At 57.0% G+C, this 16084-nt stretch carries 10 protein-coding genes; 5 read left to right on the top strand and 5 right to left on the bottom strand.

Translation table 11 applies throughout. The features are described from left to right. Positions 1 to 58 precede the first annotated feature (58 nt). Both ABIB60_RS04840 and ABIB60_RS04835 read right to left on the bottom strand, forming a co-directional pair. Positions 59 to 1240 (bottom strand): type III polyketide synthase, encoded by a 1182-nt coding sequence (locus tag ABIB60_RS04840; protein ID WP_354578091.1) that lies wholly within the window; start codon positions 1238 to 1240, stop codon positions 59 to 61. 144 nt (positions 1241 to 1384) lie between these two features. Beyond that, a complete protein-coding gene (locus ABIB60_RS04835; protein ID WP_354578090.1) occupies positions 1385 to 2503 on the bottom strand; it encodes an NAD(P)/FAD-dependent oxidoreductase in 1119 nt (372 codons plus the stop codon). A gap of 173 nt (positions 2504 to 2676) precedes the next feature. On the opposite strand from ABIB60_RS04835, the gene ABIB60_RS04830 reads away from it, so the two are divergent. Beyond that, positions 2677 to 3051, top strand: coding sequence for a T9SS type A sorting domain-containing protein (locus ABIB60_RS04830; protein WP_354578088.1), 375 nt, complete (start codon positions 2677 to 2679; stop codon positions 3049 to 3051). A 408-nt stretch (positions 3052 to 3459) separates the two neighbouring features. Here ABIB60_RS04830 and ABIB60_RS04825 read toward each other — a convergent pair whose 3' ends face one another. Next, complete coding sequence (locus ABIB60_RS04825; protein ID WP_354578087.1) at positions 3460 to 7038, bottom strand: PAS domain S-box protein; 3579 nt, start codon at positions 7036 to 7038, stop codon at positions 3460 to 3462. A gap of 27 nt (positions 7039 to 7065) precedes the next feature. Continuing rightward, entirely contained in the window at positions 7066 to 8433 is a 1368-nt protein-coding gene (locus ABIB60_RS04820; RefSeq protein ID WP_354578086.1) for a sigma-54-dependent transcriptional regulator, read from the bottom strand. Positions 8434 to 8750: 317 nt separating this feature from the next. Here ABIB60_RS04820 and ABIB60_RS04815 point away from each other — a divergent pair, with 317 nt between their 5' ends. The 3 genes from ABIB60_RS04815 (at position 8751) to ABIB60_RS04805 (ending at position 14367) form a co-directional block, all read left to right on the top strand. Further along, on the top strand, positions 8751 to 10970 hold the full coding sequence (locus ABIB60_RS04815) for a T9SS type A sorting domain-containing protein (protein WP_354578085.1): 2220 nt from the start codon (positions 8751 to 8753) through the stop codon (positions 10968 to 10970). Positions 10971 to 11358: 388 nt separating this feature from the next. Further along, positions 11359 to 12243, top strand: a complete 885-nt coding sequence (locus ABIB60_RS04810) for a DNA/RNA non-specific endonuclease (RefSeq protein ID WP_354578084.1) — start codon at positions 11359 to 11361, stop codon at positions 12241 to 12243. Between the two features lie 384 nt (positions 12244 to 12627). After that, positions 12628 to 14367, top strand: coding sequence for a bifunctional lysophospholipid acyltransferase family protein/GNAT family N-acetyltransferase (locus ABIB60_RS04805; RefSeq protein ID WP_354578083.1), 1740 nt, complete (start codon positions 12628 to 12630; stop codon positions 14365 to 14367). 90 nt (positions 14368 to 14457) lie between these two features. Here ABIB60_RS04805 and ABIB60_RS04800 read toward each other — a convergent pair whose 3' ends face one another. After that, positions 14458 to 15024, bottom strand: coding sequence for a DUF4468 domain-containing protein (locus ABIB60_RS04800; protein WP_354578081.1), 567 nt, complete (start codon positions 15022 to 15024; stop codon positions 14458 to 14460). 727 nt (positions 15025 to 15751) lie between these two features. On the opposite strand from ABIB60_RS04800, the gene ABIB60_RS04795 reads away from it, so the two are divergent. Next, positions 15752 to 15922, top strand: coding sequence for a hypothetical protein (locus ABIB60_RS04795; protein WP_354578080.1), 171 nt, complete (start codon positions 15752 to 15754; stop codon positions 15920 to 15922). The last annotated feature ends 162 nt before the right edge of the window (positions 15923 to 16084 follow it).

Here is a 16084-nt window from a genome sequence, read left to right as displayed (position 1 = left end):
GCTAGTGCATCGGTGTGCTGTCAGAAGGTCATTCATTTGCACTCCATGCACGCCAAACTCAGGATGAGGGCACCACCACGTTGTTTACCTTTTCCACACTCACTATATCCTCCACATTTTTCGCGTTTACCTCATAGGCCACCGTAAGCAGCATGGCTTCCAGCGTGAGGCCTGGCCCGAAAGCAAAGCTGAGCACTGGCTCCCCGGCGTCGGCGGGCGTGAGGGTGCGCATCAGCTCCCGCAGTACATACAGCACCGTAGCCGACGACATATTGCCATACTCGCGCAACACCTGGTAGGCAAAGCGGTTGTCGTGGGCGGTGAGGCCCAGCGCCTGCTCAATAGCCTCCAGAATTTTGCGCCCGCCGGGGTGGATGGCGAATGAGCGGATATCCACCAGCTGCACCGGCAAATCCTGCAGCAGTTGGCGGGTGAGCTGCCCGATACCCTGCTGAATCATGCGGGGTACGTAGGACGAGAGCGTCATCTCAAACCCGAAGTCGTTGATGTGCCAGGCCATATCGGTGTGGCCTTCGGGCTCCAAACCGCAATGAAATCCTGCCAGAGCCAGGCTGGGACCCGTGGCCGCCGGCTGACTCTGCACCAGCACGGCCGCCGCGCCATCCCCGAACAGGGCGTTGGATACTAAGTGGTCATCCTCGTGGCTTTTCTGAAAATGCAGGGTGCAAAGCTCGGTGCACACCACCAGCACCCGCGCCCCAGGTGTGGAACGGCAAAAGGCGTCGGCCAGCTTGAGGGCATTCACGGCCGCGTAGCACCCCATAAAGTTCACGCAGGTCCGCTGCACGTTGCCTGGCAAGCCCAGTGCCGCCACCAGTTCAATATCGAGGCCCGGCGCGTACATGCCCGTGCAGCTCACCGTAATCAGGTGGGTAACGGAGGCTATTTCTACCTCGGGAAGCTGCTCCAGACAATCCTTCACGGCCCGCACCGACAAGGGCAACGCGTGCTGGCGGTACTGGCTCATGCGCTGGCCTACTCCCGGAAACGGCTCTAGGCCCGGTGTGTTCGGGAAAAACTCAAACTCGCCGGGAGGCCGCCCGTAATCCGGCAACACCGTGTAGCGCTGCCCAATGCCCGATACCCGATACAGTGCCCGTAGCTTGCGCGTGCCGGCTTCGTCCAGCTCCAGGGCGCTGGCCATAAAATCGGCAATTTGCAGTTGAGGAATACGGTGGGGCGGGTTGGCGGTGCCAATGGCACACAGGTAGCTACTCATCAGGGGCAGTTTACGTAAAAAAGCACGGGGCAGGGTTATAGGTTTTCGGGTTGGGCAAAAAAGGGCAAAAGTGCGGCGGCAACCGCATGAACAGGATGTTCAGCTGGCTTTAGTCTTAACCCATAGCTCAGCCACCGCTTGGTCCTAAAACGGGTTGCCATGCGTGCGCTTAATCAGCTGGCGCACGGCTCCGGGCCACAGACGCAACGCGTTTACTACCAGCTCACTCAGCAAAGGCTGCCCAAACAAGTGCTGCACGGCCCGGCCGGTTTGCAGGCGGCCGGCAAAATGCCGCTGCCAGTCGGCGGAATAAGCAGTTTCCAGCTGGGAGCGAGTTACCTGGCCCTGCAAAAAAGAGTGGGTGCGGGCCGCAGCCAGGCTGGCGCCGTGCATGGCCATGGCCATGCCGTTGCCGCACAGGGGCGTAATTAGGCCGGCCGCATCCCCGCACAGCAGCACGTGGTCTTCCACGCAGGACTTGGGGGCAAAGGATATTTCGTTGATGACTTCGGGCTGGGGATACAACACTTCGGCATGCTCCAGTATGTGCCGCAGCCGAGGGTTGCGGGCCAGTACGTGTTGTTCCAGCTGCGCAATGGTGCCGTGGGCTTTTAGGTTACGACGGGTAGTGAGGTAGCAGAGGCAGTACTTATCTTCCTCAATAGCCGAAATGCCCGCGTAGCCATCCGCAAAGTTATGCAGGGCAATTAGGTGGCGGGGCATGCTGGGGTAGCGTACGTGGTATTTCACGCCGATGTAAGGGGAGCGGCGCGAGAAAAACGGGCGGTTAAACTGCCGGTCCAGGGCGCTGCGTTTGCCATAGGCCCCCAGCACCACCCGCGCCGCTAGTTGCCGCCCATCGGCCAGTGTGAGGTGATGTTGATTGCTAGCCGCGTCAAACGTTACCGTAGCAACCGTGGCATTTTGCCACACTGTTACACCCGCCTCCACGGCCCGCCGAAACAGAAATTCATCCAGTAGGTAGCGGCTCACCCCAAAGCCGCCCAACGCCAGTGGGGCCCGCAGCAGGCGCCCGGCCGGGGAGCTTACCTGCAGTTCCCGGATATCGGCTGGCTGGAGCACTGCCGGATCGGCCTGAAGCCGCCGCAGATAGGGTAGTACTTCGTTGGATATATATTCACCGCACACCCGATGAAATGGATAGTGCTGCCGCTCCACCAGCGTAACGGCGTAGCCCCGCTGCCGCAAATCCAGGGCCGCGCACAGTCCGCCCAACCCTCCCCCAATAATGACAACGTCCAACTTATTTTATCGGCTAAAATGGTGAGGCAGAAGATAAAATGAGTTGTTTCATCGAAGATGAATTATATTCCGCTGGTCAACTCAATTACCAGTGTATTTTTGCAAACCTAAATCATTGCCTGCCGTTAGCACATATTCCGTTCGGGCAGCTTTTTTTCCTCCTTGTTTATTCTATGATGCAACGCTTACGCATTTTTTCCTTATTGCTATTACTCGTTACCGGCTTGCATGGCAGCCCCCGGTTGGCTACTGCGCAAGTGGCCGTGGCCCGTCCGGTAGCTAAGCCAGCCGGCGAGGAACGGGCTTTATTGGTGTACCCGAACCCCAGTACCGGTATTGTGCACGTGGCCATCAACGGTTTTGAGGGTCGCCGGATTGAGTTACGTGTGCTAAACGTAATCGGGACGGTAATGTACCGCGAAACCATGTCGGAACTCAACGACCGATACACGCGCACATTGGACCTGAGCAAATTCGCTAACGGATTGTATTACGTAAAACTAGAGTCTGAAAACTCCAGTGAGATGCGCAAACTGGTTATCCGGTAGTTAGTACCTGAATTATACGTAAAAAGAGCAATCCGTGAGGGTTGCTCTTTTTTTTATGAATCGGATGCGTTGCCTATTGAAAAAAAGCGCCTGAACCATTTCTGGTTCAGGCGCTGAAATTTCGAGGAGGAGCAACAATTAGCGGCTGTTGCGGGCTCGAACGGGAATTGGCTTCAGCGTGGCGTTGAGGTTGCGCACTGAATCAATTACCAACAGGGCCGTTGCTAAAGCAATTCCGGAAAAGATGAGCAGTGTCATACGAAAGGAAATAAAAAATGAAAAGCGGTGCGCTTGCAGCCCTAACGTGCTGCAGGCTGGAAACCGTATATACTGAGTAAACCGCCAGAGCCCCACCGAAGTTGCAGTATAATTATGTTGTTTCGGTTGAGGTTGGAAAACGTGCCGGCTTTAGGCTACTGGAAACTCAACGCGAAGCTGCCGGATAGCCTCTTCCACCAACTGCCGAACTTGCTCTACCTGTTGAGCCAGAACTGCCCAGTCGGCGGTGGCAGGGGCATAGGCAGCGGCCTCCATCTCGCGCAGGACCGGGCGCAGGGCCTGCACCTGCAAGCCATCAATGGAGCTCTTGAGGTGGTGGGCTGCTGCCCCTAAAGGCTCCAGTTCCCGCTGAGCCAAATGCTGCTCCATTTCGGCTACCACTGGCGGCGTTGTACTGATAAACAAATTAACCAGACGCCGAACAAACGCATCGTCGTTGTTGGTCATGTGCCGCAGGGAAGTCAAATCGTAGAGTTGAGCCGCGGTACTAACGGGCGCCGCCGGGGCAGGCGGAAGTGGCTCGGGGGTGGGGGCCGGGCTTGTACGCACCAGATCAGCAATGGCGCGGAGCAGCTCCTCCTGGCGGAAGGGCTTGGACACGTACCCATCCAGGCTAGCTTGGCGGTAACGTTCGGCCTCACCCTGCATAGCGTGGGCCGTGAGGGCTATAACGGGCGTGGCCGCCCGCTGGGCGTCCGGGTGCTCCCGCAGCAGGTGCGTGGTAGCCACCCCATCCATACCGGGCATCTGAATATCCATCAGTACTACATCATACTGATGCTGGCGAAACAAGGTAAGGGCCTCCTGGCCCGACGAGGCGGTATCTACCTCCAAGCCGGCTCCCTTCAGCATTACCTGCACCAACAGCTGGTTTACGGGGTTGTCTTCGGTGAGCAATATCCGCCGCCCCTGCAGCTGGTGGAAGGTAGGCGCCGGTGCGACGTGCGAAGTGGGGGCCAACGCCGAGGCCAGCGTGAGCGTAAAGCGGAAGGTACTGCCGTGGTGCAGGCGGCTCTCGGCCGTGAGCTTACCGCCCAGCAGCTCTACCAGCTCCCGCGAAATGCTCAGGCCCAGGCCCGAGCCCCCGTACTCGCGGGCTGTGCTGGCCGAGGCTTGCATAAAGGGCTCAAACAGCTGCTGCAACTGCCCACTGGAAATTCCAATGCCAGTGTCCATTACCGAAAACTGATATTTGCGGCTGGTTCCGGTGGTGGCTACTTGGCGGCACACCAGCAGCACCTGGCCCTTATCGGTGAACTTGATAGCGTTGCTCAACAAGTTCAGCAGTACCTGGCGCAGGCGGTAGGGGTCACCCAGCACCCAGATAGGCTCGGTTTCGGGTGGGAGCTGCAGGCGCAGGCTAATTCCTTTTTCGGTAGCCTTGGGTATGAGGGCCTGGCAGCTGGCCTTCAGCACTTCCTGCAACTCAAAGGGAACAGCCTCCAGCCGTACGCGCCCGGCCCCTAGCTGGGCCATGTCCAGAATATCGTTGATTACCACCAGCAGGTTATCGGCTGAGTAGCGGATGTGGTGCAAATACTGCTGCTGCTCCTCAGACAGAGGGGTTTTTGCCAGGAGTTCCGCCAGTCCCATAATGCCATTCATGGGCGTCCGGATTTCGTGGCTCATGTTGGTGAGGAAGGTTTGGCGGGCCTGGGCATTTTGCTCAGCTACCTCCTTGGCTTGCTGCAGGGCTTGCTCGGTTTGTTTGAGCTCGGTGATGTCGTTGTCAACGCCCAGTACCTGCACGGTTCCATCGGCCAGAATAAACGGGCGCTTCACCGTCCGGAACCAGCGCAACCGGTGCTGGGCATCCGTGAAGGTATCTTCCAGGTCTATTTCCTGCCGCGTCTGCAGCACTTCTTCATCCTTGAGGTTGTGGCGCTCCAAATCCGGGAAATGCTCCAGCAGCTCACGCACGGGAGTTTGCAGCAGCGCCTCATTGGACAGGTTGTAGAGCTGAGCCGTGGCTTGGTTGGCCAAAATGTAATTACCCGCCGCATCCTTTAAATAGATGAGGTTAGGCACAGTGTCGATTACTTGCCGGAACAGGCGGTTTTGCTCGGCCAAACGGCGGTTGGCGGACCGGCGCTGCTCGTCGGCAATTTTCCAGCGGGTAATATCCTCCGCCGAGCCCACTATTTGCGTAACCCGGCCCTGCTCGTCGCGGGCAAAGGGGGTGTTGCTCACGCGCAGCCACCGGCTGGAGCCATTGCGGTGATAAACGGAGTACTCCAGATGGAGAACTTCCCCTTCCTGGCAGCGCGTTACATCCTCGAAGTGACGAACCAGCCGCTGCGCTTCCTGCTCCGAGGTCAGAGTGGATATCATACCACTGCCCATGTGCTGCAATTCCTGCTCCGTGTAGCCCAGCATGGTTTCCACGAAGCGGTTGCAGTACACATTCGACTGGGTAGCCACGTCGAAGATGTAAATCAGGTTAGGCGTCGTGTCGGTTACGCGCTCCACAAACAGCCGGCTTTTACGCAGCTGCTCATCCGTTTCGCGCCGCTCGGTTACATCCGTGGCGGAGCCCACTAGCTGCCGCACCTTGCCATCAGCTTGCCGGGTAAAGCTGGTGCTTTTCATGCTGAGCCACCGCCACGAGCCGTTGCGGTGCCGAAACCGGTATTCTGAGTTCAGTACCTCCCCATCACGCATGAGCAGGCGACGGGTACTCTTCTCCTTGGAAAGCAATACGTCTTCAGGGTGAACCAGCTCGGTGGCCATATCTCTGCCCATCGAAATTACCTCATCTGCCGTGTAGCCTAAAATGCTCTCTATTTGCTTATTGCAGTATTGTAAGCTGTCCGAAATCAAATCATAGATGAAGACAATATTCGGTACGGTTTCATTGATGCGCGCCGTGAAGAGCTGGTTTTGCAGCAGCTCCGCCTCCGCGCGGCGCCGCTCCGTAATGGTGGTCAGGTACAGGTTTGCTTCGGCTTCGGCTGGTAGCGGGGCCACTGTCCAGAGGTAAAACTCCGCGCCTAATGGTTGTTCTATCGTGCGGGGGGTCCCGGTTTGCAGGGCACAGGTAATTTCCTGCTGTATCCGGCTGCGGCAGGCGGCTTCGGTGGGCTCGGCCAGCTGCGCCAGCACCGGGGCTGCCGCCGGGTTAGCGTACAATGCCTCCGCCTGCTGGTTGAAGCGAATGATGGGCTGGGGGCACTGTTCTGCCAATCGGCTGAACTCCTGCACCCGGCGCAAGGCCTGTTGTTGCTGGGTTACATCCTCATAACTCCAGATATGCAGTACGGTAAGGCCGTTTTGCACCACGGGCAGGTAATCTTGCTGCACCAGCCGACCGTCGCGCAGGGCCACCAGCACCCCGCTGCTGCGTTGCTGATCCTGTACCAACTGCCTATTCTGCTCCCGTATCCCGTCCGATTCCAGTACCGACCCGTACCCATCCCGCAGAATGTGCTGGATGGGCTGGCCCATGTAGGCGCTGGGCGTTTTGGGCAGATTGAACAGGTCACACATGCGCTGGTTGATCAGCGTGATAATGTGGTCCTGGTTTTCGGCCAGAATAGCCGTTGACATGGTGTGGAGCAGGGTGCTGGCTTGCGCGGCCGATGCCTGGGCCCTGGCGCGCAGCTCTGCCAGTTCCCCCTCCGCTTCGGTACAAGCAGCTTGCGCCTGCTGCCACATCCGCTGGGCATGGCGCATCTGCCGCTGCCAGTGGCGCTCAGAACTAGAACTCATCCCCTGACTATATAAATATGGTACTGACTAACGAATTCGAATCTCGTTGTTCTGAACCATACGATAAATAGTAGACTTCCCGATTTGCAGCTTGGCTGCTACCTGCAAAATATTGCCATTGTGCGCATCGAGGTAGCGCTGCACAATAGAGGCCGTTTGCGTGCGCAATGATTCGTTGCCCACGGTGGCCGTGTCGGTGGTAGGGGCCTGGGGGTGGCGCAGAGGCAGGTCGGCGGGCTGAATAGTGTCATTTTCGGCCAGCACGGCCGCCAGCTCTATCACGGCTTTCAGCTCCCGCACATTGCCCGGGAAGGCGTAATGCAGCAGCTTCTGCCGGGCCGGCTCCGAGAGGGTACAGGTAACCATGTTGTTCTGGGTGCAGAACTCCTGCAAAAACGCGTCGGCCAGCAACAGCACATCTTGGCCCCGCTCCCGCAGCGGCGGCAGCAGAATGGGCAGGCCCAGCAGGCGGTAGTATAAGTCTTCGCGGAAACGTCCTTCCTTTACCTCCTGGCCCAGGTCGCGGTGAGTGGCTACCATCAGGCGGGCGTCAAATGGAATGCGGGAGTTGCCGCCCAGCCGCACCACTTCCCGCTCCTGCAGCACCCGCAGCAGCTTCGCCTGCAGGCTTAGGTCCAGCTCCGAAATTTCATCCAGGAACAAGGTGCCTTTGTGGGCTTCCTCAAACCGGCCGATGCGCCGGCCCACGGCCCCCGTGAAAGCTCCCTTTTCGTGCCCAAACAACTCACTTTCCAGCAAATCGCGCGGAATGGCCGCTACGTTTACCGCCACGAAAGCCGCTTCGCGCCGCTCCGAGCGGAAATGAATGGCCTTGGCTACCAGTTCTTTGCCGGTGCCCGTTTCTCCGCTGATGGAAACGGTAATGTTGGTACGGGCGGCTTTGTCAATGAGGGTGTACAGCTGCTGAATCTGGGGGCTGTCACCGAGGATGGCGCGCTGGGGGTCAAACTTGCGCCCAATCTGCTCTTTCAAGCGAGTATTCTCCTGGCGTAGTGCCAACTGCTTGCGGATGTTGCCAACCGTATTCCAGAGTCGGTCGGCGGTTTCCTCATCCTTCACCAAGTAGTCGTAGGCACCCTGGCGGAGCAGGCCAATAGCTGTGCGCACGTCCTCCTGCCCCGAAATGACAATTACGGCTACCTCGGGCAGCCGCTCCTTTATCTGCTGCAGTACCTGGTCGCCCTTGCCATCGGGCAGGGAGTAGTCCAGGGTGATAATATCGGGCCGCTCCGAGAGGTTCTCCAAACAGGCCTGAGCCGTGGTGAACCGACGGAGCGAGTACTCTGGGTTTTGGGCCAGTTTGTATTCCAGAAGCTCGCCGTACCAGGCGTTGTCTTCCACAATAAAAATGGTGATGGGTAAGGAGGCACTCATAGCTCAAGCAGAAAGGAAAAAGCAGGACAGGAAGCAGAACAGTGTACTTAACGGGGCGAATACGAACCGCGTTGTGTTCCTCAATATCGAAAAACCCCGTAATCTGCGAGTATACAGGGCTTTTTTCAGGGATACTACTAATTCTCTATTTAGGAACAGTTGTTTCTATTTGAGACTATATAGTAAATATATATTTAAGTTAATTAACTGATTGTCAGGTATTTGATATAAAAACGAGAAAATGGCCGCCTTCTTGCCAATCAGATGGCTGGCAGTCAGCAAGTTGTCGTCTCGTTTTCCCCTAATACCTATTGCATATGAGTCAGTTCTACTTTTTTGCCTCACGGCGTGTATTTTCCGCCATGTTCGTGGCACTTTGTGCCAGTGCCCAGGCGCTGGGGCAAGGTACTACCCCGCCCATTTATTCCAATTCCGGGATATCAGGCGCTACCGCTATTCGGGACTGCAACACCCTCGCCAACATAACCACGTGTTTCGGCTCGGTAAGCAACCCGGAGTATGCCACGGATGCCAGCTTTACCACGGCGGCTACTATGAATGTGCCGGCCAGTGTGCTGGTAACCAAAACCCTGAAGCTGCGCATGGATATGGACGGCCTGGTGCCGGTTGGTCACCGTGCTGGCATAATGGTGTCGCGTAGCAGCGGAGTGTTGAACCTGCTGGGCGTAGATTTGGCCTCGGCTATTCGCATACGGACTTACCTGAGCACCAACGGTGGCCCCTCGCAGTTGCAGGAAACGAAGGTGGTTGATGCAAAAGTGGCGGCTCTGCTGCTGGGCTCCGACACGGGCCCCATGCCGCTGGAATTCACGGCTGGCAAAACCTTCGACCAGATTGAAATTGAAGCGTCCTCTCTACTCTCATTGGGCTACCAGCTGAATGTGCACTACGCCTACGGTTTGGGTACCAACACCATTACCACGGCCAAAGGATACGTGTCGCGGTTTGCAACGCCGGGCACCGGCAATTACAGCACGGCCGCCGTGGATAATGGCCTCACGGTGTGCGTGAACTCCAACGTGAGCAACCCCCTGAATGCGGTAGACACTGACCTGACCAACTTCGCCACCATGGGCGCGCTGGTTGATTTGAGCTGCCCAACCTCCCTGCAAACGCAGTTGGAAGGCACCGCCCCAGCTGGCTACTACGCGGGCTTTTTGCTGGGAAGCCGGGGCTTACTGGACGCCTCCGTGCTATCAGGGCTGCGCCTGACTACTTACTTAGGCAACACCGTGCAGGAAACTGGTACTGGTGCCGGGCTATTGAGCGTTAGTGCACTGCCCTCCGGCAAGTACAATGTGCACATGCGTACCACGCTGCCTTTCGACCGGGTTGAAATTCGGCGGGTGAGCCTGCTGGGTGTGCTGGATAACCTGCAGGTGTACTACGGCTTTGGCCTGGAGCCCCGCGTATTCCGCGACCAGAATGCGCGCATTTCCAGCTTCGCCAGCACCGCCAATAACTTCCAGCTGAACGGCAGCAGCATAGTGTGCGCAAACTGCGGCGTAACTACCCCTGAGCGCGCCGTCGACCAGGATCTGACCAACAACTATGCTTCCATCAACTCGCTGTTGGCCGTAGGCGGTAGCACCCGCCTGAAAATGAAGCTTAACAGCGCAGGACTGGGCGGCAACCGGGCCGGGGTAGTGCTGGGCCTGGGTACCGGACTATTGGATGCACAGCTGCTCACCAATGTTCGGGTAAAAACGTACGCTGGCGCTACCGGCAGCGAGTTGGTAGAAACAGTTACCGATCAGAGCTTAGTTACGCTTGAGCTGCTTTCCGGCGGAAAGGGGGAATTGTCCTTCCGTACCACCCGCAACTTTGACTGGGTGGAGTTGGAGGTGCCCGGAGGCGTTTCTGCGCTGGCCGATACCCGCGTGTACTACGCTTTTGCTGATGATGTACCCAGCGGCTTTCCTTCCACTATTACCATGCCGGTGTCCTCGCCGGTTACCCTGCAGAACCTGCGCGCCACCAACAGCGACGGCTCAGTGGATGTGAGCTGGCAGACTACGGCCGAGGCCAACAGCAGCCATTTCATTGTGGAGCGCTCATTGTCGGCCACCGGCGGTTTCCAGGCCCTGGGCCGGGTAAATGCAGCCGGTAACTCTACCGTAACCCGCCAGTACCTCTACCGCGACTTCGACGGCATCTCGCAAAACTCATCCTCACTGTACTACCGCCTGCGCATCGTGGATTTGAACGGGCAGGAGAGTTATTCCAGCGTAGTATCGGTTTCGGTACGTCCGCCGGTGGTTGTGTTTGAACTCTACCCCAACCCTGCATCTTCCTCGCAACAGGTGCGGATGCAAATGCCAGACGCCAAAGCCGGGACCAAGTATGATGTGGCCGTGTATGACCAGTTGGGTACTGAGGTAGGCCGGCACACTATAAGCAACACTGGCCGTTCGGCAATGCCTACTTCCTCGTTGCGGCCCGGCCTGTACCAGGTGGCCCTGTTCGATAAAACCGGGAAACGAGTGGCTACTCGCCGTCTGGTAATTCAGCCCTAAGGCACTTACCACCTTATTTATCCTATCCGCCCTACTTTTATCTTTCGTGAAACAAGCCCTCGTCGTTGCAGGTCGGCGGGGGCTTTTTCGTGCCCTGAAAAACCGGCCTGAATCAAGGGCACACAAGATTACGGGTATTGGTTATGTCCAGAGCTGCGGTAAGGTGGCGGAGAGAGCAGAATAACGGTAATATAGCAATGATCAGATAATAGAAAATGCAGCTTGTCAGGCAAGTGTCAGAGTGGGAAAGTAGAAAAGTATCATCTTAGTAGTGCTGCTGCGTCCTTATAAAATGATAATCATTCGGTAACATCTGATCCGAAGTGAACCGTCATTTTTGCGGCCGTTAAGCACTTTTCCTTTCCAACCAAAACACCCTACTTCCACCATGCAGCGTACCATTGCCCGCCTGTTAAGCCTGGCCCTCCTCGCCAGCATTGCCGTTTCCTGCTCCAAAGATGCCGTGGCACCTGTGAGCAACCCCAGTGCCACCCAAAGTGCCGATGCCACCGCTACCCGCGACGGTAACCTGGCCATGGGCAACCCCAGCGGTGCTACCACCAGCACCACCAATTACACCAATTACCTCATGAACAAAACCCAGTTCTCCATGTCGTATCACCGCGACCGGGGCATTCCGAACTGGGTGAGCTGGCACCTGAGCAGCGCCTGGTTGGGAAGCACTGCCCGCCAGGATAATTTTGCGGCCGATGCTGCGTTGCCCTCCGGCTGGTACCGCCCCGGTAGCACCAGCTACAGCGGTTCAGGCTTCGACCGGGGCCATAACTGCCCTTCCGCCGACCGCACTGGCTCGGTGGCCGATAATTCGGCTACGTTCTTGATGAGCAACATGATGCCGCAGGCTCCTAACAACAATCAGCGTACCTGGGCTAACCTGGAAAACTACTGCCGCACCCTGGTAAATGCCGGCAATGAGCTGTACATCATCTGCGGGAGCTACGGCAAAGGTGGCACCGGCGCTAACGGCTACTACACCACCCTGGATGCCGGCCGCGTAACAGTGCCGGCCCGCTGCTGGAAGGTAATTGTGGTGTTGCCCGTAGGCACCGGCGACGCTGCCCGCGTAACCACTGGCACCCGGGTTATTGCCATCAATACTCCCAACGACAACTCCCTGAGCACTACCTGGGGCTCTTACCGCACTACCGTGGATGCCATTGAATCGGCTACGGGGTACGACCTGCTGTCCAGCGTATCATCGTCGGTGCAGGCTGTTGTCGAAGCCCGCGTCGACAACGGTCCAACCAGCTGATTTGGCGGTTGCGTGAACGGAGAAAAAGGCCCGGCTCGTCCGGGCCTTTTTCTGTTTTGCCGCCTGTTGGTGGAGCCGATTTTCCGTTGGTCGACAATATGCGTATGCTCAACTTTACTTTTCTGTTACTTAGTAGAATAGATCCGTAGAGGCCATTGAAACGGAGTAGTTTTGCACTGTGAGTGATGTGAAAGAGGATTTGAGGTGAAAAGTAAAAAAGCCGCGCTGCAACGCGGCTTTTTTTTGTCCTATTGGGAGGAATGGCCACTTGCCAGCTACAAGGCATAACAGTTTCATAATTACTGCTTAACCACAGGCTAATATCTGTTTGGGAAGTTTGGCAAGACAGGACCTGCCCTGATGATGCGGCCCTGCATGCTGGATATGGCCTTACTTTCTAACTCTATACCTTGGTCTGCCACGCGCGCTAGTTCCCGGACCTGGCCCTCACTGCGCCCCGTGTGGCAGTGGCTAACGCAGCTGCGGGAGTTGCAGCAGTTGTATGAGCGGCACTGCCATCTGACCGGGCGGGAGTTTATTGGGCAACTGTTGCGCGACCTGCAGATTACCGTGGAGTACGAGCCAGCGGACCTGCAGCGGATTCCGGTACGCGGCGCTTTCGTGGCGCTGGCCAACCATCCTTGCGGTATGCTGGATGGCCTTGTGCTGCTGTATGTGCTGGGCGAAGTACGGCCGGACTTTGTAGCCGTAGCCAATGAAATTCTTGCTCCACTGTTACCGAATCTGCCTACTCAGCTCACGCTGGTGAGCCCCGAGCGCCAGGATGCTGGCCGCAACACGCCCAAAGTGCGGCAACTGCTGCGCTACCTGCACAACGATGTGCCGCTGGGCTTCTTTCCGGCGGGCGTAGTGGCCCACCGCACCGCTTCCCTGCGGCCCACCGTCGACTCGGAGTGGCACCCCACGGTAGGGCGGCTGCTGGACGCTGCCCGCGTACCCGTGCTGCCAGTGTGGCTGAGCGGGCAGAATAGCTTAGCGTTTAGCCTGTTGGGTGTGGTGCACCCTCTGCTGCGCACGGCCCGGTTGCCCGCCGAGTTACTGAATAAACGCGGCCAAACGGTGCGTGTGCGCATCGGGCAAGTGGTACCAGCCGCCGAGCTAGGACAGCTCCCCGCCCCCGACCGCCTGGCGTACCTGCGGGCCCGGGTGTATGCCCTTGGCTCCGCGTGGCAAGCCGCTGCCAGTCAAATTTTTCCAGTATTGCCGCCTACACCCGTAGTGTCACCCGGCTGCTCCAGCCACGTATTGGCTGATATTGAGGCACTGCGTCCCGCTAACTGCCTGCTACGCTACCAAAACTGGGAGGTGTATGTAGCCAAAAAAGCCGAACTGCCCCATGTTTTACTTGAAATAGGCCGGCTGCGGGAGTTGACGTTCCGCAAAGTGGGGGAGGGTACGGGGCAGGAAACCGACCTCGACCAGTACGATGAGTACTACCGCCATTTGTTTCTGTATGACCGCGCCGCCCAGAAATTGGTGGGGGCCTACCGCATTGGCCGGGGGCGCAGCATCGTCCGGGAGTTTGGCAAGCGGGGCTTCTACTTACACTCTTTATTCCGCATGAATAAAGCGCTGTTGCCGGTGTTGCGCGAGTCATTGGAGCTAGGCCGCTCCTTTGTGCGGCCAGAGTATCAAAAACAGCCTTTACCGCTACTGCTGCTCTGGAAGGGCATTGCCGAGTACATTGCCCGCCACCCCGAGTACCGCTACCTCATTGGGCCAGTTAGTATCAGCAGCCATTTTACCGGTGCCTCCAAGCAGGTAATGATGGGCTTCCTGCAGCAGCATTTCTCCGATGCAACCCTGGCCCCCTTGGTGAAGCCACGCAAGCAGTACCGTTACCTCCCTTTGCCCGCCTCCGACTCCGCAGCGCTGCAGCACAGCCTCCATACTTTGCAGGATTTGCAGAAGCTGGTGGCCGAGCTGGAGCCCACTGGCACGGGCATACCGGTATTGCTGCGGCACTATCTGCGCCAGAACGCCCGTATCATCGGCTTCAACCTGGACCCCGGCTTCAATAATACCCTGGATGGATTTATGGTATTGGATGCCAGGGAATTGCCGGCCCGTACCCACCAATTGCTGAGCCGCTACCAGCGCTGATACACCCCACTAAACTCACCGAAGCCGGCCCGCTCAGTATAGGTACTAAGCAGGCCGGCTTCGGCGGGTAAGGGGCCGTGAAAAAGTACGCTAGTTTTCGCCGGCTAAGCCCACGTGGCCCTCCGCAGGCTGGCTGTTCATGTAGGAGCGGAACGACATGGCGGCTTCACTGGCCATGGAGTTGGCCTGAGCCGTTAGCCGACGGTCGTTGTGGGTTTTTTCGTTGTTGCGGTCGGCTTGTAGCTCGGTCCGGTACTCATCAAACGCTACAATCTGGGAAGGCTGCTTAGCATCGGGAATTACCCGGAACGTGCCCACCGTGTACGTGTAGCTGTTGTCGGTGGCCTGAAACGTGAAATCAAACAACACTGTGACGGGCTGGTCCTTGCCTTTCCCATCCACCTGTTTTAGCGTGCCCGTGCCCGTAATGCGCAACATGCCGGCGGCTTCAGTGGCCTTCAGGCTGGAAGTGGGCTTGTACGCAAATTTGTTCTGGGCCCAGTCGAGGGCGCGGTTATACAAGGCCGTACGACCTGCGCCTTCCGTTGGCACCCGTTCTGTGTATTCTACCGGTGTCGGTGCCCCCGATTGGGCCCACGCTGCCGGTGCCAGTGCCAGCATCCCACTCACACACAAACCTAGTAGCACTTTTTTCATGGTAAAAACAGAAAAAGAAGGAAAAGCCAATGAGAAAGTCCTGAAAAGCAAAGGTACTCGTAAACCTGTGGTTTGAATAAAAATAAGGCTATTATGAATATGTTAAGACGTGCAGTAGGTAAGGGAGCTTATACACGAAAAATGTACCAACAGCAGATTGCCAGAAGAAGATGAATTTTACCGGTGCGAGTCACCTATTATTCATTATACTAATAGATGAATTCTTTTGTTTTGGATATTTCTAATAAAAGACTATATTAGGAAGCTGTGAACTAGCTAGTAAGCCTGTACGCTGTTGCCCCTATCTGCATAACATGTACAAAGGTAATTGGAATTGTGAGACGATGCAGATTGTTGATTAGCAGGTGTATAAGTATTTTTGCGAAATAGGCGAGTAATGAAGACTGCTAAAATCACGTAACATTTTAGTAACATAAAGTTAATGCTGGGTCTCTTGCATGCCTCGGGTGAAGTAGTACTTTTGCGACGTGCTTCACCTTAATCAACATAATCTGATGGAGCGCGGGACTCTTTGCCAGAGCGTCCTGCGAAATGGCCGGAAGGTCGTTTCTCCTTTTGATTCTTTGGTTTTCAATGGTTTCGTCCCTTTCGCCGCTCCGGTTTCCGAAGCGGCTTTTTTGTGCCCAGTCGGTCCGGCTGGCTCAGTCGTAACCAATAGCCGCCCACGCACCTATTAGCCTCTTTCCAACCCACTCAGATACTCGCCATGAACCACCCCACCACCCTGGCCCAGCACACAGGAGCCGCCGGGCCGGCCGCCACCCGCCCCGTGAATCTGAGCACGAATCCCAAGTGGATGGTCATTGCCGACGTAGGAAACACCATGTACTGCGGTGCCCACAACTGCATTGAGCTGGGAGGCTTCGGGGCTATTTAATCGGGCGTTTAGCTTTCACATAGTACTCACTTTCAAGTAGTAATCAGGTGCGAGTGTTTAACACCTAGTTGACCACTGACACTTACTACTAATCCAACAACGAGCAACCCGTTCCCACCCAAAACGGTAACGGGGCGGGGTGGTACAAGGAGCGGGGTGATA

The organism is Hymenobacter sp. UYP22, from assembly GCF_040547285.1.
In the GTDB taxonomy this organism is placed as follows: domain Bacteria; phylum Bacteroidota; class Bacteroidia; order Cytophagales; family Hymenobacteraceae; genus Hymenobacter.
This window is presented reverse-complemented; position numbering and strand designations above follow the sequence as displayed.